The organism is Pseudomonas anuradhapurensis (assembly GCF_014269225.2).
GTDB lineage: Bacteria > Pseudomonadota > Gammaproteobacteria > Pseudomonadales > Pseudomonadaceae > Aquipseudomonas > Aquipseudomonas anuradhapurensis.
This window is the reverse complement of sequence record NZ_CP077097.1, coordinates 658,341-680,887: the sequence shown is the minus strand read 5'-3', so window position 1 is coordinate 680,887 and position 22,547 is coordinate 658,341. Positions and strand designations below refer to the sequence as shown.

17 protein-coding genes and 1 pseudogene are annotated in these 22,547 nt (G+C 65.3%); 12 read left to right on the top strand and 6 right to left on the bottom strand.

The window, feature by feature from the left end:
- Positions 1 to 16: 16 nt before the first annotated feature.
- Positions 17 to 1,102: pseudogene (locus tag HU763_RS24965) on the top strand (HAMP domain-containing protein); the annotation flags it as partial.
- Between the two features lie 90 nt (positions 1,103 to 1,192).
- Positions 1,193 to 1,960, top strand: coding sequence for a methyl-accepting chemotaxis protein (locus tag HU763_RS24960; RefSeq protein ID WP_420831047.1), 768 nt, complete (start codon positions 1,193 to 1,195; stop codon positions 1,958 to 1,960).
- Positions 1,961 to 2,025: 65 nt separating this feature from the next.
- On the opposite strand, the gene HU763_RS03065 is transcribed toward HU763_RS24960, so the two are convergent.
- Both HU763_RS03065 and HU763_RS03060 read right to left on the bottom strand, forming a co-directional pair.
- Entirely contained in the window at positions 2,026 to 2,805 is a 780-nt protein-coding gene (locus tag HU763_RS03065; RefSeq protein ID WP_186689649.1) for an AraC family transcriptional regulator, read from the bottom strand.
- Between the two features lie 188 nt (positions 2,806 to 2,993).
- A complete protein-coding gene (locus HU763_RS03060; RefSeq protein WP_186689650.1) occupies positions 2,994 to 4,271 on the bottom strand; it encodes an acetyl-CoA C-acetyltransferase in 1,278 nt (425 codons plus the stop codon).
- Positions 4,272 to 4,388: 117 nt separating this feature from the next.
- Between HU763_RS03060 and HU763_RS03055 the strand changes: the two genes are divergently transcribed.
- The 8 genes from HU763_RS03055 to HU763_RS03020 all read left to right on the top strand — a co-directional run bounded on the left by HU763_RS03055 (position 4,389) and on the right by HU763_RS03020 (position 10,460).
- A complete protein-coding gene (locus HU763_RS03055) occupies positions 4,389 to 5,741 on the top strand; it encodes a 3-oxoacyl-ACP reductase (protein ID WP_186689651.1) in 1,353 nt (450 codons plus the stop codon).
- Positions 5,742 to 5,743: 2 nt separating this feature from the next.
- Positions 5,744 to 6,595 carry a MaoC family dehydratase gene (locus HU763_RS03050; RefSeq protein WP_186689652.1) on the top strand — a complete coding sequence of 284 codons (852 nt, stop codon included), beginning with the start codon at positions 5,744 to 5,746 and terminating at the stop codon, positions 6,593 to 6,595.
- Between the two features lie 103 nt (positions 6,596 to 6,698).
- On the top strand, positions 6,699 to 7,004 hold the full coding sequence (locus HU763_RS03045) for a MazG-like family protein (RefSeq protein ID WP_013970728.1): 306 nt from the start codon (positions 6,699 to 6,701) through the stop codon (positions 7,002 to 7,004).
- A complete protein-coding gene (locus tag HU763_RS03040; RefSeq protein ID WP_170028113.1) occupies positions 7,001 to 7,750 on the top strand; it encodes a methyltransferase domain-containing protein in 750 nt (249 codons plus the stop codon). The genes HU763_RS03045 and HU763_RS03040 overlap by 4 nt, the downstream gene beginning before the upstream one ends.
- A gap of 20 nt (positions 7,751 to 7,770) precedes the next feature.
- Positions 7,771 to 8,406: a DUF4136 domain-containing protein gene (locus HU763_RS03035; protein WP_186689653.1), complete on the top strand. Its 636-nt coding sequence runs from the start codon at positions 7,771 to 7,773 to the stop codon at positions 8,404 to 8,406.
- Positions 8,407 to 8,425: 19 nt separating this feature from the next.
- Positions 8,426 to 8,995, top strand: a complete 570-nt coding sequence (locus HU763_RS03030; RefSeq protein ID WP_170028111.1) for a DUF4136 domain-containing protein — start codon at positions 8,426 to 8,428, stop codon at positions 8,993 to 8,995.
- Positions 8,996 to 9,098: 103 nt separating this feature from the next.
- Entirely contained in the window at positions 9,099 to 9,569 is a 471-nt protein-coding gene (locus tag HU763_RS03025) for an A24 family peptidase (RefSeq protein WP_186689654.1), read from the top strand.
- A gap of 117 nt (positions 9,570 to 9,686) precedes the next feature.
- Positions 9,687 to 10,460 (top strand): response regulator transcription factor, encoded by a 774-nt coding sequence (locus HU763_RS03020; protein ID WP_186689656.1) that lies wholly within the window; start codon positions 9,687 to 9,689, stop codon positions 10,458 to 10,460.
- Positions 10,461 to 10,468: 8 nt separating this feature from the next.
- On the opposite strand, the gene pbpC is transcribed toward HU763_RS03020, so the two are convergent.
- Positions 10,469 to 12,823, bottom strand: a complete 2,355-nt coding sequence (gene pbpC, locus HU763_RS03015) for a peptidoglycan glycosyltransferase PbpC (RefSeq protein ID WP_186689658.1) — start codon at positions 12,821 to 12,823, stop codon at positions 10,469 to 10,471.
- Positions 12,824 to 12,900: 77 nt separating this feature from the next.
- On the opposite strand from pbpC, the gene HU763_RS03010 reads away from it, so the two are divergent.
- Entirely contained in the window at positions 12,901 to 13,194 is a 294-nt protein-coding gene (locus HU763_RS03010) for a hypothetical protein (RefSeq protein WP_170028107.1), read from the top strand.
- Positions 13,195 to 13,358: 164 nt separating this feature from the next.
- Here the strand turns inward: HU763_RS03010 and HU763_RS03005 are convergent, their stop codons facing one another.
- Positions 13,359 to 18,260, bottom strand: a complete 4,902-nt coding sequence (locus HU763_RS03005) for an alpha-2-macroglobulin family protein (RefSeq protein WP_186689659.1) — start codon at positions 18,258 to 18,260, stop codon at positions 13,359 to 13,361.
- Between the two features lie 169 nt (positions 18,261 to 18,429).
- Between HU763_RS03005 and HU763_RS03000 the strand changes: the two genes are divergently transcribed.
- A complete protein-coding gene (locus tag HU763_RS03000) occupies positions 18,430 to 19,767 on the top strand; it encodes an MATE family efflux transporter (RefSeq protein ID WP_186689661.1) in 1,338 nt (445 codons plus the stop codon).
- Positions 19,768 to 19,900: 133 nt separating this feature from the next.
- On the opposite strand, the gene HU763_RS02995 is transcribed toward HU763_RS03000, so the two are convergent.
- Complete coding sequence (locus HU763_RS02995; protein WP_186689663.1) at positions 19,901 to 20,356, bottom strand: REP-associated tyrosine transposase; 456 nt, start codon at positions 20,354 to 20,356, stop codon at positions 19,901 to 19,903.
- Positions 20,357 to 20,571: 215 nt separating this feature from the next.
- Positions 20,572 to 22,485 carry an arginine decarboxylase gene (gene speA / locus HU763_RS02990; protein ID WP_170028103.1) on the bottom strand — a complete coding sequence of 638 codons (1,914 nt, stop codon included), beginning with the start codon at positions 22,483 to 22,485 and terminating at the stop codon, positions 20,572 to 20,574.
- Positions 22,486 to 22,547 lie beyond the last annotated feature (62 nt).

Below are 22,547 nucleotides of genomic sequence, written 5' to 3'. Positions count from 1 at the left end.
CAATCCGGGGGCATCGATGAGCATCAAACAAAAACTGACCTGGGCATTCGCGGTCATTGCCGGCTTGCCCATCGTCCTGGTGGCCACCTTGGTGGTCCTCAATCTGCGTGGCGAAGCACGCGACGGCTTCCTGGACGGCAGCAGCCGAGAAATCCGCCAGGTCAGCAACGCGATGAACATCTTCTTCCAGGGCATCAACCAGAACGTCGAGTACATGGCGGCGCAGCCCCTGGTCGCCGCCACCGGCAGCGAACTGAACAAGTACATGAGCGCGACGCCGTCCTACGAACTGGGCGAGCAGGCCAGCAAAGTGCTGGAGTTCATGACCCGCCTGGCCACCTCGCACCCCGCCTATGCCTACCTGTCCTACGGGGTGAGTGACGGTGGTTACGTCGGCTGGCCGGCCGGGCAGAAGTTCGTCAACTACGACCCCCGCACCCGCCCCTGGTACCAGTTGGCCATGGCCAACCCTGGCAAGACCCTGCGCACCGAAGCCTACTACTGGGCGCCCGACGATGCCGTGCTGGTCAGCACCGTGCGTACCGTCGCCAACCAGCTGGGCAACCCCGGCGGCGTGGTCAACGTCGACGTCTCGCTCAAAGGCCTGACCGAGATCGTGCAGCAGATCAAGCTGGGCGAGAGCGGCTACGTGCTGCTGGTGGAAAACAACGGCAACGTGCTGGTCGACCCGCGTGACGCCAAGCACAACTTCAAGCCACTGGCGAGTTTTGGCGACGGCTACGCCGAACTGGCCAAGCATGGCAAAGGGTTGGCTGAAGTGGAGCTTGGTGGCGTGCGCTACATGGCCAACATCTACCCGGATGAACAGCTGGGCTGGACCTTGATCGGCCTGATCGAGCAAAGCGAAGTGATGCAGACCACCACCCGCCTGACCTGGCTGATCGGTATCGTGGCCGTGGTGCTGGCGGCACTGTTCGCCGTGGTCGGTGCAACCTTCGCCAAGCTGATCGTGCGGCCGATCAACAGCGTCACCAGCGGCCTGGAAGACATCGCCCAGGGCGAAGGCGACCTGACCCGCAACCTGGAAATTCGCGGCCGCGACGAAACCGCACAACTGGCCAACTGGTTCAACCAGTTCCTCGGTGCCATTCGCAGCCTCATCCAGCACATCGGGGCTGCAGCCGGCAAGATTCTCAGCACCTCGACCAGCTCCACCCGCGTGTCCAGCGACATGGCCGAAGCGGCGGGCCGCCAGCGCGAAGCCGTGGACATGGTCTCGACCGCTTTCCACGAGATGGTCGCCACTGCCAACGAAGTAGCGCGTTCCTGCAGCCAGGCGGCGCAATCGGCCGACAGCGGCCAGCAGCAGGCCCGGGAAGGCCAGCAGCAGATCGACGCAGCGGTGCACAGTGTCGACCGCCTGAGCCAGGAGATCGAGCAATCGGCGCAGTCGATCCAGCAGCTGGAGCGCGACAGCAACGCTATCCAGTCGATCCTGGGCACCATCCGCTCGATTGCCGAACAGACCAACCTGCTGGCCCTCAACGCCGCCATCGAGGCGGCCCGCGCCGGTGAGCAGGGCCGCGGCTTTGCCGTGGTCGCCGACGAAGTGCGGGCGCTGGCCAAGCGCACCGCCGACTCCACCGCCGAGATCGATGGCCTGCTCGGCAACCTGGCCAGCCGCACCGCCGAAGTGGCCGCTCAGATGCATGCCAGCCTGGAAGTTTCCCAGCAATCGGTAAGCCGCATCGGCATGGCCCGTGACAGCTTCGGGCAGATTCGCGAGTCGGTGGACGTGATCCGCGACATGAACACCCAGATCGCCACGGCGGCCGAGGAACAGCATCAGGTGGCCGAGGACATCAACCGGCACATCAGCCAGATTCACGGGGATGCGCAGCTGGTTGCCGAACTGGCCCATGCAGCCCGGGTGGATTCGGAGAGCCTGGCCGGGCTGTCCAACGAACTGGATGCGCTGGTACGCAGGTTCCGTACCTGATGCAATACCGGTACTGGCTGCTTCGCGGGATCAGCGGCGAAGCAGCCAGTACCGGGGACCTACGATCAGAGTTTCAACTCACCCGGCGTCGCCCCGAACAGCTGCTTGAACGCCGCAATATAGGCCGACGTAGAGTCATAGCCACAGCCCAACGCCGCTGCGGTCACATTCTCCCCCGCCTCCAGCAAGGCCAGCGACGACAGCAGCCGCATGCGCTGGCGCCAGTTACGAAAGCTCAAGCCGGTTTCCCGCTGGAACAGCCGCATCAAGGTCTTTTCCGAACAGCCCAGCTGGCGCGCCCATTGCTGCAAGGTCTGCGGCTGTTCCGGGGCAGCGATCAGGCCGTTGCACAACGCCAGCAACCCCGGATGGCGCGGTAACGGCAGCGAGAAGCCGACCTCGGGTAGCGTGCGCAACTGGTCGAGCAGCACCGCCACCAGCCGCGCTTCGGCGCTGTCGCCTTCCGGGTAATCTGCCGGGAACAGGCAGAACTGCTTGATCAGTTCGCGCGCCAACGGTGTCACCTCCAGCACCCGGCATCGCGCCGGCGCCCACGCGCAGGCGTCACGGCGCACGTACAGGCTGCGCATTTCGGCCTGCATCGAGGTAACCACTTCGTGTTCGGCATCGGCAGGTATCCACACCCCCCACTGCGGCGGGGCGAAGTAGCTGCCTTCTTGGGTATAGACGCCCAGTACACCGCTGATGGCGTAGGAAAATTGCACCCAGTCGTGCTGGTGGCGAGTGGTCCAGGAGCCGGCGCCAAGGCTTTCGGCGCGGGCGTACAAAGGCCTGGGCAGGCGGGCCAGCGCCGGGATGGCGCGGGGTTGTCCGATGGTCGGCATGGCGGTTTCTTGTAGTTCTGAGCAGACAAGCCTAACAGCCGGGACAGCTGATCGGTCAACGTGTAGGAGCGGCCTTGTGTCGCGATAGGGCTGCAAGGCAGCCCCAGGGTTTCAGCGCAGACGCACAAATTGCTGGGGCTGCTTTGCAGCCCTATCGCGACACAAGGCCGCTCCTACAGGGCTTGGTTTCAGCGCTCGACGATGACAGTCACCCCCTGCCCACCCGCCGCGCAGATCGAAATCAACCCACGCCCCCGCCCGGCCTGAGCCAACAGCTTCGCCAGGTTGGCCAGGATCCGCCCGCCGGTCGCCGCGAACGGGTGTCCGGCCGCCAGCGAACTGCCCTTGACGTTGAGCTTGCTGCGGTCGATTGCCCCAAGCGGCGCCTCCAGCCCCAGCCGCTGGCGGCAGTAGTCGGCATCCTCCCAGGCCTTGAGCGTACACAGCACCTGGGCGGCAAAGGCTTCGTGAATCTCGTAGTAGTCAAAATCCTGCAAGCTCAACCCATTACGCGCCAGCAGCCGCGGTACCGCATACACCGGCGCCATCAACAGCCCTTCGCGGCCAGTGACGAAATCCACCGCCGCCGTTTCACCATCGACCAGATACGCCAGCACCGACAGCCCTTGCTGCGCCGCCCACTCCTCAGTGCCCAACAGCACCAGCGAAGCACCGTCGGTGAGCGGTGTGGAGTTACCGGCCGTCAGCGTGCCCTGGCCGCTGCGGTCGAAGGCTGGCTTGAGCCGGGCCAGTTGCTCCAGGGTCAGGTCAGGGCGCAGGTTGTTGTCGCGGGTCAGCGCCAGGAACGGCGTCAGCAGGTCATCCTGCCAGCCTTCGGCGTAGGCAGCGGCCAGCCGCTGGTGGCTTAGCAGTGCCAGCTGGTCCTGCTCGGCACGCTCGCTGTGCCAGGCCTGGGCCATGCGTTCGCAGTGCTCGCCCATCGACAAGCCGGTACGCGGCTCGCCATTGCGCGGCAACTCGGGTTTCAGGTGGTGGGGGCGCAGCTTCAGCAGCGGCTTGAGCCGTTCGCCCAGGCTTTTGCCACGGTTGGCCTGCAGCAGGATGTAGCGCAAGCCTTCATTTACCGCAATCGGTGCATCGGAGGTGGTGTCCACGCCACCGGCAATGCCGCAGTCGATCTGCCCCAGGGCAATCTTGTTGGCCACCAGCAGCGCCGCCTCCAGCCCGGTGCCACAGGCTTGCTGAATGTCATAGGCCGGGGTTTGCGGCGACAGGCGCGAACCCAGCACGCATTCACGGGTCAGGTTCATGTCACGCGAGTGCTTGAGCACCGTACCGGCGACCACTTCGCCCATGCGCAAGCCATGCAGGCGATAACGTTCGATCAGCCCCTCGAGCGTGGCAGTGAGCATCGCCTGGTTGCTGGCGGTGGCATAGGCACCATTGGAGCGGGCGAAGGGAATTCGGTTGCCGCCCAGGATCGCGACCCGGCGAGGTGAACGCATGCGTTGGTTCCTCCTGAAACAATTTGATCCGTACAGCCTAGGTGTTTTTAGCGCATTCGAACGACCTTGCTACAAACTTGGTCCACACTTTCAAGCTTGCCTTCCGGGAGACCACTCATGAGCGATCGCTACCTCGGCTTTGCCAACTCCACCCTCGGCCGCCGGCTTGTGGATGCCCTTGGCCTGCCACACCCGGCTCCGCTGGAGCGCTGGCAGGCCGGCCGCCTGCGCCCGGTGGAGGGCGCCCTGGTGCTGGGTGGCGGGCCGCTGGCAAGCCAGGTCGAAGCCCTCGCCCCGCGCCTTACCGACACGCTTTACCGCTTCAATACCGACAACCTCCAGGCCGAGCCGTGGGTGGCCGGCCTGGGGCCGAAAATCAAGGCCGTGGTGTTCGATGCCACGCATTTGTCCGACAGCGACGCGTTGAAGCAGTTGCGCGAATTCTTCCAGCCGTTGCTGCGCAGCCTGGCACCGTGCGCCCACGTGGTGCTGCTGGGGCGCGCCCCGGAAAGCCTCGCTGACCCGCTGGCGAGCATTGCGCAACGGGCCCTGGAGGGCTTCAGCCGCTCGCTGGCCAAGGAACTGCGCAATGGCGCGACCGCGCAGCTGCTGTATGTCGCCCCCGGCGCAGACAGCCAGCTGGAGGGCGCATTGCGTTTCTTCCTGTCGCCGAAAAGCGCCTTCGTTTCCGGCCAGGTGCTGCGCCTGGAAGCCTGCGCCAGCCAGGTCGAGGACTGGACCCGGCCACTGGCGGGCCGCCGCGCCCTGGTCACCGGCGCCGCACGCGGCATCGGCGCTGCGATTGCCGAAACCCTGGCGCGGGATGGCGCCGACGTGTTGTTGCTGGACGTGCCGCAGGCCAGCCAGGACCTCGACGCCCTGGCCGCGCGCCTGGGTGGCAAGGCGCTGGCGCTGGATATCTGCGCGGGCGACGCGGCCAGCCGCTTGCTCGCAGCGCTGCCGGAGGGCATCGACATCGTGGTGCACAATGCCGGTATCACCCGCGACAAGACCCTGGCCAACATGACCCCGGAATACTGGGATGCGGTGCTGGCGGTAAACCTCAAGGCGCCGCAGGTACTGACCCAGGCGCTGCTTGACCACGGCGCCCTCGGTGACAATGCGCGGATCACCTTGCTGGCCTCGGTCAGCGGCATCGCCGGCAACCGCGGGCAGGCCAACTATGCCGCCAGCAAGGCTGGTTTGATCGGCCTGGCCCAGGCCTGGGCGCCACGCCTTGCCGAGCGTGGCGGCAGCATCAATGCCGTGGCCCCCGGGTTCATCGAAACCCACATGACCGCCGTCATGCCCATGGGCCTGCGCGAGGCCGGGCGACGCTTGAGTTCGCTGGGCCAGGGCGGGCGCCCGCAGGACGTCGCCGAAGCCATCGCCTGGCTCAGCCAGCCCGGCTCCGGGGCGATCAACGGCCAGGTGCTGCGCGTTTGCGGCCAGGCCTTGATGGGAGCGTGAACATGAGCCGACACTGGCACGACCTGCACAGCCCGGCTTCGCGCGCCAGCCTGTACCTGCGCGCAGCCAGCAAGCGCAAGATCAGCGGTGACCGCCTGCCGGGCGATGGCCTGCGTTGCCTCATCGGCGTCCAGCCGGGCAACCTGGCAGCCTATCGGCGGCTGTGCCATTTCACCGACGATGGCCGCCTGCCGGCTACTTACCCGCACGTGATGGCGTTCACCTTGCAGTTGCAATTGATGACCGCCGACGATTTCCCCTTCCCCCTGCTGGGCCTGGTGCACCTGCACAACCGCATCGAAGTGCTACGCCCGCTCGGCGCTGTCGAAGGGCTGCGCTTTGCGGTGTATACGGACAACCTGCAAGCGCACGCCAAGGGCGGCACCTTCGACCTGGTCAGCGAAGCCGAAGACGGCATCGGCCTGCTCTGGCGCGAGACCAGCCGCATGCTGGTGCGCGGGCTGAAGCTGGATGGCGCGGCGGACGAGCCGGCCGAAGAGCAACCGGCGGCATTGCCGGAGGCGACCCGCTGGTACGCCGACAGCGATATTGGCCGGCGTTATGCCAAGGTCTGCGGGGATTACAACCCGATCCACCTCAGCGCCGCCAGTGCCCGGCTGTTCGGCTTCCCCACCGCCATCGCCCATGGCATGTGGAGCAAGGCCATGGCCCTGGCAGCGTTGCGTGGCCACCTGCCGCACAGTGGTTATGCCTTCGAGGTGGGTTTCCGCAAGCCGGTGCGGTTGCCGTCGGAGGTGCTGCTCAGTGCCAGTGAGGCAGGGCCGCAGGGAACGCTGCGGCTGGACGGGCATGGCGGCGTGCTGCATATGGTCGGGCGTTGGGAGCCCTTGTAGGCGCGGCCTTGTGTCGCGCCTACATGAACCCCGCCTGCCGTGGCGGAACACGCTTGCTTTGCATCGGGCCTGCGCTGAAGCTATGCAGCATTAGGAGACCCCGATGAACCTGCAAGAACTCACCCAACGCCTGCACCAAATCCGCGACAACAACGACTGGCGCGGCTTCCATAGCCCGAAGAACCTGGCCATGGCCGCCAGCGTCGAAATGGCCGAGCTGGTGGAAATCTTTCAGTGGCTGAGCGAAGACCAATCGCGCCAGCTGCCCGCCGACAAGCTGGCCCATGCCGGCCAGGAAATCGGTGACGTAGTGCTCTACCTGCTGCTGTTGTGCAGCGAACTTGGCCTGGACATGGACCAGGTGGTGCGGGCCAAGCTGGCCGACAGCGAGAGGCGCTTCGCCCGATGAACGACCGTCATTTCGATGAGCTGGCCACCCGCTTTGCCGAGAAGATCTATGGCGGCGCCAAGGGCGCGATCCGCCTGGCCGTGCTCCAGGCCGACCTGGCCGAAGCCTTGCCCGACCGCCCCCTGCGCATTCTCGATATTGGCGCCGGGTTGGGCCACATGGCCTTGTGGCTGGCACAACGTGGCCACCAGCTGACCCTGGCCGAGCCCGCCGCGCCGATGCTCGATGGCGCCCGGGCACGCTTCGCCGAAGCGGGCCAGCCGGCCACCTTCATCCAGGCCCCGTGGCAAGACCTGCTTGGCCAGCTCACCGAACGCTATGACCTGGTGCTGTGCCACGCTGTGCTCGAATGGCTGGCCGAACCGGAAAGCATCCTGCCTGTGCTGCATCAGCTCACCGCCCCTTCCGGGTGGCTGTCGCTGGCTTTCTACAACCGTGACGCACTGGTCTATCGCAACCTGCTCAAGGGCCATTTCCGCAAGTTGCGCAGCAACCGGCTGGAAGGCGAAAAGCAGAGCCTCACGCCACAAAAACCACTTGATCCGCGCCAACTCAGGGCGCAACTTGAGCCTATGTGGCAGGTTGAAAGCGAAAGTGGCGTGCGCGTGTTCCATGACTACATGCCCAAGGAATTCCAAGGCAAGGCCGAGCTGCTCGACCTGCTGGAAATGGAACTGGCCTACCGTCGCCACCCCAGTTTCGCCGGGCTCGGCCGCTACCTGCACTGGGTCTGCCGCCCCCGCTGACTCATCCGTCGGAGGACTACATGCCGTACCGTCTGTTGTGCCTGGCGCTGCTGCCGCTTGCCCTGGCTGGCTGCCAGGGCAGCAACCCGTACGTGGCCAGCAGCCGCCCGTTGCCCCCCGCCCCTGCCCAGGCGGCGACCACCTTCGATGCCAGTGCCTACCCGGCGCCCACGCGAGACTACGGGCACTACCGCAGCTGGAGCTGGCGCAACGGCCAGTTGCCCAGCGGCTCGGCGAATACCGACCCGGCGCAACTGGCCGATGCCGTCAGCGGTGCCCTCGACCAGCACGGCCTGCGCCCGGCCCACAGTGGCCCCGGCGACCTGCTGGTGAGCGCCGACATACGCCTGGAAAAGCGCTTGCGCCAAGTGCGTGACTACGACACCTACGACCCCTATTACGGCCCCTACCCCTACGGCGGTATCGGCTATGGCGGCTACCGCAATGGTTATGGGGGCTATGCCAATGTGCCTGTCGTACGTACCTACGAAGTGCAGGTGATGGTGGTCCGCATCGACCTGTACGACGCCCGCAGCGGCCAGCCGGTGTGGAGCGCCAGCGCCGAAAGCGGCAGTGACAGGGACTCGCCGCGAGAACGCGAAAGTGCCGTGCGCGACTCGGTATACAAGGCGCTCAGCGGCTATCCTCCCAGTTAGTGCCTAACGGAGAACCATCATGTTGCGCCGCCTCGTTCTACTGTCATTCGCGTTGTTGCTGGCCGCCTGCTCCAGCAATAACGTCCAGCAGGATTTCGACGCCAGCCGCGATTTTGCCGCCTACCGCAGCTGGGCCTGGCAGGAACCGGGCCTGCAATACCGCCCGGACGACCCACGGATCAAGAGCGACCTGACCGAACAACGCATTCGCCAGGCGGTCGCCGACCAGCTCGACCAACGCGGCCTGCGCCCGGCCCAGGGCGGCGCACGGCCGGACCTGACCGTGCGCACCTACCTGATCGTCGAGCAGCGCCAGCAACAGATCACCACCAACTACGGCGGTGGCTGGGGCGGATACTGGGGTGGCTACTGGGGCGGCCCGATGTACAACGAAACCCGCAGTGTCGACTACAAGGTCGCCACCATTCAGATCGACCTGTTCGACGGGCGTGATGGCAAGCTGGTATGGCGCGGCAGTGCCGAGCAGATCATGAACAACTACCCGCCAAGCCCGGAAGAACGCAACAGCGCAATCCAGAACACCGTGGCCAAGGTGCTGGGCAATTATCCGCCTGGCAGCCGGAAGTGATGTCCTGCAGGAGCGGGCAAGCCTGTTCCTGCAGGTCTATCTTCACTTAAGGAAACCTGACTGACCGGGTAGATGTGTTCAACCTTTGGAAGGCGCCCCGCCCATGCAAAGCATTGTTCTCCTGCTGTGGCTTGCCTTGTGCTCCGAACAGGACGTGCGTCAACGCCAGATCTCCAACCTGCTGACACTGGGCGTGGCGACCTGCGCCCTGGTCTGGCTGTTCGCCACCGGGCGCAGCTGGATCGGCGCCGATGCCAGCGATGCCGGCTGGGCACTGGCCATCGTCATGTTGCTGACCCTGCCCGGCTACATGCTCGGCCGTTTCGGCGCCGATGATGTCAAGCTGATGGGCGCCCTGGCCCTGGCCACCAGCCCGCACTATGTGCTCGGCACCTTCATCGGCGCCGGCGTCAGCGTGCTGGTGTGGCTACTCACCCGCCGACGCCTGTGGACCTTGCTCAACCCCAAGGTGAAAAAGCGTTTGCAGGCCCTTACCGAGGAAATGGGCGACAAGCAGGCATTCGTCCCCTATGTACTCAGCGGTTTTCTTTTGACCGCTGTATGGATCCAATGAACGATCCCTTGGTCCGATACCTGTACATAACTTGTACAAAGCCGCTCCCCGCGACTATTTTTACTTGCCACAGCGTCTGGCTCGGGAGCAGGACTGCATAAGAACAGGGAGTCGATCGTGTCCAAAGCATTCAGCCAAGTGAAAATCCTGGTGGTGGATGACCAAGCCGTAATCGTCGAGCAACTCTGTGAGTTCCTCGGGGCCCAGGGTTATCAATGCCTGCCAGCCCATTGCACTGACGAAGCCATCGACCGTTACCAGGCCGACGAGGCCATCGGCCTGGTCATCTGTGACCTGAGCATGCCCGGGCGAGATGGTATCGAGCTGGTCCGCGCGTTGAAGGCACTGGGTGACCAGCGTATTTTCGAGGCCATCCTGCTGACCGGGCGTGCCGAGAAGCAGGACGTTATTCGCGCATTGCGTGAAGGCTTTGCCGATTACTACCAGAAGCCCATGGACCTCGATGAACTGCTGGAAGGGGTGCGTCGGCAGGAACAGGTGGTACTGGAGCGCCAACGCAATATCCGCGACCTGGGCGGGCTGAACCAACGTTTGCAGGAGTTGGCCGAGTCCGTGGACGAGCTGTATCGGGACCTGGAAAAAGCCCGCGGCCAAGGTGTGCATCGGCGTGCCAACGATGCCGAAGACGCTGAAAGCGAGCTGCCTGCTGCGTTCGAGAAGCTATCACCGCGCCAGCTGGAAGTGGCGCGGCTGGTGAGCACCGGCAAGACCAATTACCAGATCGCCTGCGAGCTGGGCATTACCGAAAATACCGTGAAGCTGTATGTGTCACAGGTATTGCGCCTGACCCACATGCACAACCGCACCCAACTGGCCTTGGCGCTGACGCCCAGTTCATCGCCGATACAGCAGCGCTTCACCCGCCATTGAAGCAACCGCTATTCGCTGATCTGGAACGCCACCCGCGCCGTCTCGCCGCTTTCATCCAGCGCGCTGATTTCGGCCTGACCGACCTGCTGGAAGCGGACCAGCAAGCTGTCCTGCCCCTGGGTCTCGCCCAACGGCTGGCCGTTGAGGAACCACCAACGCCGGCCGCCGCCACCCAGCGCTGACACATGCAGCTGCAACGGCTCGCTGCTGGTCGCCGGACGACGCAGGTTGTCGCCCGGGCGCACGCCCACGATCGATAGCGGCGGCGCACTGGCCGGCACCTGCGGCGGGCACACCGGGTCGATGGCCGGCAGGCGCGCCGCCCGCCGCTCGACACGAGGTAGCCAAGGCTCCAGCGGGGCCGGCCACAACGCGATGTCGCGCGCCTTGGCGCCGGGGCAGCTACCATCGACGCGGAGCCCTTGGTCGTTGACCCACACGCTTTCACGCAGGCCCAGGCCGAGCGGCTGGTCGGCCGCCTGCAGGGTGGGCGGTGTAGTGCCGTCCAACGTCCAGGCGAAACGCTGACGCCGGCAATTCGGGTCCTGCTTGTGCAATGGCTGGCCCAGCGGCCAACAGATCGCTGCCACGCCAACATTCGCCGGTACCCGTTCGACCGGCACACTGATGCCACGTTGGCTGTCGCGGTTGCTCAACAGGTCGTGCACCTGCAGCATCAGCGGCGCCGCCGAAGCCAGGCCGAACTGCCCGGGCACCGGCGTACCGTCGGGGCGGCCGATCCACACACCGATCAGGTAGCGTGGCCCCACGCCAATCGACCAGGCGTCACGAAAGCCGTAACTGGTGCCAGTCTTCCAGGCCAGTTGCGGGCGTTGCACCAACTCGGCATGCGGGTCGCGGTCGGGGCGCGCCTGCCCGCTGAGGATACGCCGGATGATCCAGGCCGCCCCGGGCGACAGCAGGCGGCGTTCCAGCAACGGGTCCTGCGGTTGCAGGCGCACCCGTGCACTGTTGCCACCCCGTGCCAGCGCCGCATAGCCACCCACCAGGTCTTCCAGGCGGCTGCCCGCGCCGCCCAGGATCAACGACAGGTTGGGCTCGGCCAGGGGCGGCAAGGTCAGCGGCATGCCAGCCATGCGCAACTGCGCGGCAAAGCGTTTCGGGCCGTAGGCTTCCAGCAACTGCACTGCCGGCAGGTTGAGCGAAAGCGCCAAAGCCGAACTGGCCGACACCGGCCCGCTGAAGCCCATGGAGAAGTTGCCGGGGCGGTAGTCGCCATAGCGCCGCGGTACGTCCTGCAGCAACGACTCGGAATGGATCAGGCCGTCGTCCAAGGCCATGCCGTAGAGAAACGGCTTGAGCGTGGAACCTGGCGAGCGCAGCGAGCGCACCATGTCGACATGCCCGAAGCGGCGCTCGTCGGCGAGGTCGATCGACCCCAGGTAGGCGCGCACCGCCATGGTCTGCGCCTCGACCACCAGGATGGCGGCGGAGGTCCGCTCCGGCAGCCGTGCTCGCCAGCCCAGCAGCAGGTCTTCGAGGCGCCGCTGCAAGGCGGCGTCGAGCGTGGTGCGGATCAGCGGCGGGCTGTCGGCGCTGTTCAGGCGCCGCGCCAGCAGCGGCGCCAGGGCAGGTTCCTGGCGTGGCGCCAGCACCAGCGGCTCTTCAGTTGCCTCGCGGATTTGCCGCTCCGGCCATACCTGGTATTCGGCCAGGCGTTGCAGCACCTTGTCACGGGCGCGCTGGGCGCGTTCGGGGTGGCGATCCGGGCGCAGCCGGCTGGGTGCCTGCGGCAGCACCGCCAGCAGCGCCGCTTCGGCCGGGGTCAGGTGCATGGGCGACTTGCCCAGGTAGGCCCAGCTGGCAGCGGCAACACCCTGCAGGGTGCCACCGAAAGGCGCACGGTCCAGGTAGATCTGCAGGATCTCGCGTTTCGACAGATGCCACTCCAGCTGCGCGGTACGCCACAACTGCCGCAGCTTGCCGGCCAGGGTGCGGTCATGCGGGTCGAGCAGGCGTGCCACCTGCATCGACAGCGTACTGCCGCCCGACACCACCCGCCCGCCGCGCAGGTTGAGCCAGGCGGCGCGGGCCAGGGCCAGTGGGTTGACCCCAGGGTGGCGGTAGAACCAGCGGTCCTCGTAGGTCAGCAGCGCCTGCAGGTACAACGGCGACACCTCGTCGGGGCTGACCGGGTACCGCCACACGCCATCGGCATCGGCAAAGCGCCACAACGGCGTGCCGTCCTCGGCCAGCACCACCCGCGCCAGGTCATCGCCAGGCATGGGCAGCGGCCACAGGCGGTCGGCCAGCCACAACAGACCGAGCACCACCAGCATGCCAGGCACGGCAATGCGCAACAGCCGGCGCGCACGGCTACGCAGCCGCGTTAAGCTTGGCATCGGGAACCGACCTGGCCAGGTGATGGCCAAAGGCTGGGGAACGGTAACCTCGCCGATTCGTTCATCAGGAAGCAACTATGCATGTAGAAGGTTTTTTCGAGTGGCTGGGCCAGGCATTGGGCTCGTTGATCCGCTTCATCGTCGACATATTCAGCGGGTTGTTCAATCTGCTGGCCAACGCCGGTGGCAATTTCATCGATGGCCTGGCACGCACCTTGGGCATGGACACCTCATTGCTCAGCATCCTGGCCCTGATCATCGGGCTGATGCTGCTGTATTCGGCCATCCGTGCGTTCATGCGCGCCTCGATCATCCTCGGGATCATCTGGCTGATGCTGGGGTTGTGGGTGATGAGCTGGGTGATTCACTGACTGATGCGGCGATCGTGTAGGAGCGGCCTTGCGTCGCGATCGGGCGCGCAGCGGCCGCAAAACCTGGCGACGCGGTCTACCCGCCGTTCCGCGTACCCAGGCAATGGGGCCGCGTTGCGGCCCTTTCGCGACACAAGGCCGCTCCTACACCAGACCGCATCGCCCTAGCGGGCTCTGACGGTCATTTCCCCTTGCCCATCGCCCACGGCCTGCAGGTTGGGCCGGTACATCGACTCGACCTGCGGCGCTGGCACACGGTAGGTGCCCGGGGTTACCGCCCGCGCCAGGTACAGCAGGTGGGTGGTGCCGTAGCCGTCGAGCTTGAGCGCGGCGACGTAACGGTCGTCACGGTACTCCTGGTGCACCAGGCTGGCGTTCTGCATGGAATCGCGCCATTCCTTCACCGCGCTGCTGGCGTTGTCCAGGCTGGCGGCACTTTGTGCCAGGTTCTGGTTTTCCAGCTCCAGGCCCGCCGGCAGCAGATCCACTACCAACGCGTCCGGCACCGGGTTTTCCGCCTTGAGCGCCAGGTGCACCAGCACCAAGTCGCCACTGCGCAGGCTGTGCAGGTCCAGCGGCTGGCCATTCATGCCCAGGTACTCACGGCGGATCTGCATGCCGTTGCCACCCGCTGGCTGTGCCTGGCGTGGGTAACCCGACAAGGTCAGCTGCTGGTACAGCGTCTCGCTGCCCTGGTTCTGCACACTCAGCGGCGAGGCCAGCAGTGGGCCTTCCAGCTTCATGCCGGACTCGGCATTGTTGAACTCACGTACCTCACCGGCGCTGTCCAGGCGTGCCTGCCACTGGCCTTCCGGCTTGCCCAGCAGGCCACGGCCAGCCAGGAACAGCGCATTGCGTTCCTGGGTCGACAACCAGCGGTTGGCTGCCAGCTCGTCCGACAAGGCGAACAGGCGCTGGTCGACCTTGCTGCTGGCCATGTCGTTCTCCTGCAGTAGTGCCAGGATCAGCGCCTGGTCTCGCAGCGAACTGCCGTAATCAGCCATCCAGCCTTTGCTGCGGCTGATGGCCAGGCCAGCCTGCAAGGCTTGGTTGGCGCGTGGCTTGTCGCCCATCTTGTCCAGTGCCACCGCCAGCTGCACCAGTGGCAGGCCGGAACGGGCGTCGGCGCGGCGTTCGAACAGGCCACGCAGGGCGCCCAACGGTGCCTGCTGGCTGCGCGCCAACACCAATGCGGCGTAGGCCTGTACGGCAAAGCGGGTGTGCTCGGCGTTGTCGCTGTAGTCGACTTCGATCAGGTTGCGCTCCTGCACATAACGCAGCAAGCGCTCGCTGGCCTTCTTCAGTGCTTCGGCCGGCACGCCGTAGCCCTGGTCACGGGCACGCAGCAAGAAGTCGGTGACATAGGCGGTCAGCCAGTACTCTTCTTCGCTGTCCGAGCTCCACAGGCCGAAGCTGCCGTTGTAGCGCTGCATGCCCAGCAGGTGCTCGATGCCCATTTCGATCTTGCGCTTGCGCACATCCGCCGGTTCGCCCTTGATGCCCAGGCGCTTGAGGCTGTCGGCATCCGCGTACAGCGACGGGTACAGGCCACTGGTGGTCTGCTCCAGGCACCCGTAAGGGTAGGCCTCGAGGGCGCGGATCTGCTCGCCCAGGTTCAGCGGCGGCCGGCTCGACAAGGCCAGGGTGGCTTCCAGGCCGGCAGGCTCGAAGGCGGCCAGGTCTGCTTCAGGCAGGGTCCACGGCTGATCCTTCAAGGCCACGCGGTAATGCTTGAGCATGGCCGGGTAGGCCGGGCGCACGCCCAGGGTCCAGTCACGTTCGAACGCCCTGCTCGGCTCGTTCGGTAGCTGCAGGCCGGTGACCCGCACACGCACCTTGCCCTGGCCCAGGCCACCCTGGGCCTGTACCGGGATCATCAGCGTCGAACGCTGGCCCTCAGCCAGGTTGACGTTCTGCTGGGCGCTGGCCGCCAGGCTCAGCTGGCCTTCGGTGCTGATTTCAACGTTCAGCTGCTGGGCGCGGCCGGACAGGTTGGCCAGGTCCAGCGCCAGGCTGGTGCGGTCGCCACCGGCGAGGAAGCGCGGCGCCGACAGCTCGGCAATCAGTGGCGCGGCGACTACCGTCTTGCCTTCGGCCATGCCGAAGTGCTCATCGGTCCAGGCCTGGGCCATCAGCCGCAGTTCGCCGTTGAAATCGGGGATATCGACCGTGGCCTGGCCCTCGCCCTTGGCGTCCAGGGTCACCGGCAGGCTCTGCTGGGCAACGATGGTCACGGTGGTGTTGGGGCGCTTGCCACCCTTGGCCATCGCCGCGTCACCGCCGAATGCCAGGCTGGCCAGGCGGCCCTGGCCGGCTTCGATCAGCTGGCCGTAGATATCCAGCTGGTCGGCACCATAGGCCTTGCGCCCGAACAGGCTGGCGAACGGGTCGGGGGTTTTGAAGTCGGTGATGTTGAGGATACCCACGTCCACCGCCGACAACAGCACATGCACCTGCTTGGGGATACTGCCATCGGCATTGGCGGCCTTGACCTTGACTGTCAGCGGCTGTTTCGGGCGCATCTTTTCCGGTGCCTGCAGGCTCACCGCCAGTTTGCGCTCGGCACGGTCCAGCGGCAGGTGCAGCACGCCCACCGCGCGTTTCGGCGTGGCATTGGCCTTGCGCTCACCGGGGCGGATCACCAGTGCGCTGATGTACAGGTCATGGCGGGCCCACTTCTCGTCCAGCTCCACATCGAAGGTCTTGCCTTCGGCGGGCACGTCGATCTCCTGCCACCACAGCGGGCCGTCGCTGGATTCGATCATCAGGTAGCCGCTGCCGGCCGCCGGTGGGGTAACGGTGACCTTGGCGGTAGCGCCGTCGGCATAGGATGGCTTGTCCAGCGCCAGCTTGACCTGGTCCGGGCGCACCGCGCCGCCTTCGGCGTTGTCCTGGGCACGGTAGCCAGCCCAGAAACGCTCGCTGGACACCAGGCCGGTCTGCGGGTCTTCCACCTCGACGCGGTACGGGCCCCATTCAACCGGGAAGCTCAGCTTGGCGGTGGAGCCGGCCTTGACGCTGATGGTCTCCTCGCTCTGGGTGAGGAACTTCTCGTTGTAGGCGTAGCTCCAGCCATCGCTCTGCGAGTAGTTCCAGTAATAGTCGCGGCGCTCGCGGATCAAGCGCACCTTGAGGTCTTCGGCGGCCAACTTGTTGCCGTCGCGGTCGGCTACCAGGAACTCGAATTCCACCGGCGCGTCGCTGTCGGTTTCCTCACCGTCAAACAGGCCACGCAGGCCTGGCAGACGCTCAGCCGGCCAGATGGGTTGTTCCAGGCGCCGGGTAATCGGCCGACCACCCGACTCCTGCAGGCTGGCCTGCACGGTCAGTTGCAGCGGCGAACGGGCTTCAGCCCAACGGCTCTCGATTTCGACCACGGCCTTGCCGGCCTGGTCGAGGGTCACTTCGTCCAGCTCCAGGTCCTGGTTCAGCTCGGTTTCGGTGACCGAACCGAACTGGTAGCCGGGCAGCGCGGGGACCGCCTCGCGCAGCGGGCGCACATAAGCCTGGCCGCTCAGGCGATTGCCGGCTGCCGGGGCGCCGTAGAGGTAACGGCCATTGACCCGGATGCGCGCATTCTCGTCAGGCGACAGCGGGGTGCTGCTGCCCTTGAGCTCCAGCGCCAGGCGCTCGGGCAGGAAGTCTTCGACAAGGAATTCATACACCTGCTTGCGCCCGCCGCCGAGGTCCAGCAGCAGTTGCCAGCGGCCGGTCGGGGCCTCGGTAGCCAGTTGCAGCTGGTACTGGTAAAGGCCATTGCTGTCGGCCTCCCAGACGAACTTGCGGCTGACCTGTTCATCGGGTCGGCGCACTTCCACGCTGACTGGCTGGGCTTTGACCGGCTTGCCGTCCTGGTCGCGCAGCAGGCCGTTGAGCAGCACGGTTTCGCCTGGGCGGTACAGGTCGCGCGGGCCGAAGATGAAGAACTGCAGCGGGTTGGCCTGGGGCCCGGTGATATCGAACTCGGCCAGGTCCAGCGCTGCGCTGTTCAGGCGCAGCAGGGTGGTGTGCACGCCCTGGGTGGCGATCAGGGTGTCAGCCTTGGGCGTGATCGGCAGTTGGGCATGGCCATCGCCATCGGTGCTGGCCTGGGCCAGCAGCTTGCCCTTGTCGTCGTGGATTTCCAGGTTGACCCCGCTCATCGCCTTGCCGCCTTCCAGGGCCTGGGCGAATACATCGAGGCGGTCGCGGTAACGGTGCGCGGATACGCCGATATCGCTGAGGGTGAACAACGTCGCCGGTTGCGAGTAGTCGTAGGTCCCCGAGGCACGCATCACCGCCAGGTACACGCCTGGCTCCTGCAGCGGCTTGATGCCGGCGATCGGCAGCAGCACGGTCTCGCGGGTGTTACGCGCGGGGTTGAGGTCGAAGCGGCCGCTGTAGACCAGTTCGGCCATGTCCAGGGTTTCCTTGGACTGGTAGTAGTACAGGCTGCTGTTGCGTCCCCAGTTGGCGAGGAAGGTCGAGAGCATTTCCGGTTTTACCCGGAAGAACTCGACATCGACCTTGTCGACATTCAGGGCGATCACCGGCAGGCCTTCGGCCAGGCGGGTCGGCAGCAGCGAACCGCGGCTGGCGAAGCCGATGGTCGGCTGCATGTCGCGGGTTTCCAGGCGGGTGATCGACTCTTCTTCCAGTTGCTTGCCGTTGACGGCCAGCAGGCCTTTGTCGACGGTCAGCACCAGCTTGCGCTGTGGCTCGAGGTGACGCAGGCGCAGCTCCATCTGGTTGTCGGAGAGTTCCCAGGCGCCATCGAGCTTACCTTTGACGGTATCGACCAGATGCACCTTGGTGGCCAAGTCCTGCTTGGCATCCAGCGGCGCGGAGAAACTGATCGACAATGTGGCAGCGCCATCGAGCTGCACTTCGGAAACATCCAGCACCGTGAGCTCGCGGCCCTCGTAGCGCTTGGCGAGCTTGGCCGGGTCTTCGCGCTGGGCTGCCGGGGCAGCGGCAGGCGCGCTGGCCGCCGGTTTTTCGGCCGGTACAGGTTTGTCCGGTGTCGAAGAGTCACAGGCACTGAGCAAAGCCAGCGCACAGGCCAGCAACAATCCTTTGTTGAACATGGAGTAGAAACTCTTTGGCAGGGTGTACGTGAGGGCAGCAACTATAGCGCAAACGCAGGCGCAGTACCCGATGTTGCGTGCGAGGTGTGACCAGAGTCGCGCGAATAGGTGGCCCGGCCGTTACACTGTGGCCATCGTTGAAGCGGACCCTGATCAGGCAAGGATTCCAATGTCGCAACTGGCCACCGACTGGCAGCATCGTCCCACCCACAGCAAGGTCTGGGCGCTGGCTGCGCCGATGATCCTCTCGAATATTTCCGTGCCGCTGGTCGCCCTGGTCGACAGCACCGTCATCGGCCACCTGCCCCATGCCCACCAGCTTGGCGCCGTGGCCGTGGGCGCCACGCTGTTCACCTTCATGGTCGGCCTGATGGGGTTCCTGCGCATGGGTTCCACCGGCTTCGCCGCCCAGGCCGCCGGGCGTGCCGACGGCGCGGCGCTGCGCCAGGTGCTGGTGCAGGGCCTGCTACTGGCGGTGGCCTTTGCCCTGCTGATCGGCCTGCTCGCCCTGCCCTTCAGCCAGCTGGCGCTGCACGCCATGCAGCCAAGCGAGGCGTTGCAGCAATCCACCGAAGACTTCTTCCACACCCGCTTGCTCGGCCTGCCGGCAGCGCTGGCCAGTTATGCGCTGGTCGGCTGGTTCCTCGGCACCCAGAACGCGCGGGCGCCGCTAGCGATTCTGCTGACCACCAACCTGCTGAACATCGCTCTCAACCTGTGGTTCGTGCTGGGCCTGAACTGGGGCGTGCTGGGCTCGGCACGGGCCTCGGTGATCGCCGAATGGAGCGCCGCGTTGCTCGGCCTTGCCCTGACCCGCCCGGCCCTGCGCGCCTACCCGGGGCAGATCGTGTGGTCAACGCTCAAACGCTGGCAGGCCTGGCGCCCGCTGCTGGCGGTGAACCGCGACATCTTTCTGCGCAGCCTGGCGCTGCAGATGGTGTTTCTGCTGATCACCGTGCAGGGTGCGCGCCTGGGTGAAGCCACGGTGGCGGCCAATGCCCTGCTGCTCAACGGGCTGCTGCTCACCGCTTACGCCCTCGATGGCCTGGCGCACGCCGTGGAGGCGCTGTGCGGGCATGCCATCGGTGCACGGGACCGGGATACCTTGCGCCGCTCGCTGGTCGTGGCCTGTGGTTGGTCGTTGATCATCAGCCTGGGGTTTGCCGGTGTGTTCCTGCTGGGCGGGCACCTGTTCATCGACCTGCAGACCAATATTGATAGCGTGCGGGCGGCGGCTTATCCGTACCTGCCATACCTGGCATTGCTGCCGTTGATTGCGGTGTGGAGTTATCTGCTGGACGGGTTGTTCATTGGTGCAACCCGGGCGCGGGAGATGCGCAATGCGATGTTGCTTTCGGTGCTGATTGCTTTGCCCCTGGGTGTTCTCATGGGAGGGTTCGGCAACCATGGATTGTGGTTGGCGTTCCTCGGGTTCATGGGGTTGCGGGCGATCACCCTGGGGTGGGTGGGGTGGCAGTTGCAGGAAAAGGGCCTTTGGGTTCAGTGACGCCGGGGCCGCTTTGCGGCCCATCGCGACACAAGGCCGCTCCTACAAAGGTTCGCGGGGCGGCGTGGTATCGCGGTCATCTGTAGGAGCGGCCTTGTGTCGCGAAATGAGGGCGAAGCCTTCACCTGCAGGCTCACAGCCACACACAATCCCAATGTGGATAATCGCCAGCCCGCCGCACCAACCCAGCCCGAATGGGATTAGCAATGATGTATCGAGCAGCGGCTTTCACATCTTCCTCCCTGCGCAGAGCCCGGTCATGAAAGCCAGGCTGCCAGATATGCCGTCGCTCAGCGCCTCTGGGGTAAAGCGCACAACTGCTACGCGACTTGAAGCCGCACATGAGTTTGCCCAGGCTGCTCGGCCCAAGCTCGACCAGCCAGTGCAGATGGTCTGGCATCAGAACCCATGCTAATGAGCGGCAACTACCTTCATGGTGACTCAGACGTAATTGCTGGATGGCCGCACGTGCGAACCAGAGGTTTCTGAACAGAGGTAGCCGCTGGCGAGTAATCGTGGTCAGCAGATAGAGCCGGCCTGGCTCTGAGAAGCGCCCTTGGCGTAATCGATGGTTACCGTGACGATCCATGTCGAACTCCCTTGAACATTGCATTCAAAGGTAGCCGTGGCGATGAAGGCCATCGCCAGCGAACCATTACCGGGTATGACGCGGTGAGGGCTACGCCCTCAGATCGCGACACAAGGCCGCTCCTACGACAGGCCCCATCACCCTGTCTCCATTTGTAACCGCTATCTCATGGAGCGGCCTTGTGTCGCGATGGGCCGCAAAGCGGCCCCCTGGACTCAGGACGACAGGTACGAAGACCGGGTCAACCCCAGGCGCAAGGCATCCAGATACTGGGTCCGCTCACGCGCGCTGATCCTGGCACTGGCCACCTTGTCACGGTAATGAGTCATCAACTCCTCCGGCGACAGGTGCACGTAGCGCAGCATGTCCTCGATGGTGTCGTGGGTCTCGATACCGGCGTGGTACACGCTGCCGTCGGCGTTCTGGTAGATGTTCACCGAGTCGGTGTCACCGAACAGGTTGTGCATGTCACCGAGGATTTCCTGGTAGGCACCCACCAGGAACACGCCCAGCAGGTAGTCCTCACCTTCCTTCACCGCATGCACTGGCATGCTGGTCTCGATGCTCTGCTCGTCGACGTACTGGTTGATCTTGCCGTCCGAGTCGCAGGTCAGGTCCTGCAGCACGGCCCGGCGCATTGGCTCCTCGTCCAGGCGGTGCAGCGGGATGATCGGCAGCACCTGACCGATGGCCCAGGTGTCCGGCAGGCTCTGGAACACCGAGAAGTTGCAGATGTACTTGTCGGCCAGCTTGTCGTTGAGCTCGTCCAGCACCTGGCGGTGCGAGCGTTGGCGGGCTTTCAGCGAGTTGTGCAGGCGCCGGCACACGGCGAAATAGCACTGCTCGGCCAGGGCCTTTTCGGCCAGGCTGATCTTGCCGTCGGCGTACTGCGCGGCCACGTCACCCATGTAATGGGTGGCGCGCCAGTAAGTCTCGGTCACCATCTCGATGTCGGTCGGGCCGAGCAGGTCGACCAGCCACTGCACGGTCTCGGGCAGGGATTCCTTGTTTTCGATGGTCGGCACGTCGTCGTTGTGTTTCTCGACATCCGTTACCTGGATGACCAGCATGGCGTGATGCGCGGTCAGCGAGCGGCCACTCTCCGAGAAGATGTGCGGGTGCGGCAGGCCCTGCGCATCGCAGAACTCCTTGAGCATGCCGACGACCACGCCGGCATAGTCGTCCATGTCGTAGTTGATCGAGCTGGCATTGCGCGAGTGGGTACCGTCGTAGTCCACGCCCAGGCCACCACCGACGTCGATATGGTCCACCGGCAGGCCCAGCGCGCGCAGCTCGCCGTAGTACCGGATGGCTTCCTTGAAACCATGCTGGTAGTCGGCCAGGTTGGCGATCTGCGAACCCATGTGGAAATGCAGCAGGCGAATGCCCTGGTCCAGGCCGGCATCGCGGAAGCGCTGCACCACCGAAATCAGCTGGGCAGCTGACAAACCGAACTTGGACTTCTCGCCACCGGTGTCGGCCCACTTGCTCGAGGCCAGCGACGACAGGCGCACGCGCAGGCCTACCTGCGGCTTGACCTTGAGCTCGGCGGCTTCATCGATCACCAGCGCCACTTCCGACTCTTTCTCGATGACGATGAACACATTGTGGCCGAGCTTCTGGCCCATCAGCGCCAGGCGGATGAACTCGCGGTCCTTGTAGCCGTTGCAGACGATGGTGCCGCCCTTCGGCGCCAGCGCCAGCACCGCCAGCAGCTCGGGCTTGGAGCCGGCTTCCAGGCCGATGGAAACGTTTTGCGTGGCGATGATGTTTTCCACCACCGCTTCCTGCTGGTTGACCTTGATCGGGTACAGCGCGGTGTACTGGCTCTGGTATTCCAGGCGCGCGATGTTGGCATCGAAGGCGCCGGTCAGCTGGCGCACGCGGTCCTGCAGAATGTCTGGGAAGCGCACCAGCAATGGCAGCGACAGGCCGCTCTGGCGCAGTTCGTCGACCTGTTCGAACAGGTCGATCGGTGCGCTTTGCGGGCCGTTGGGGCGCACTTCGACGCGCCCGGCTTCATTGATGGCGAAATAACCAGCGCCCCAATGACGGATGCCATAAACACTGCGGCTGTCGGCCACGGTCCATTGGCTACCATCGTCTTTGCGTGTGCGTCGTACGGACATTCAAGTCCCCTATAGATAAGTCGAAGACACTGCCCCGCAAGGAGGCGGGCGCAGTGTAAAAG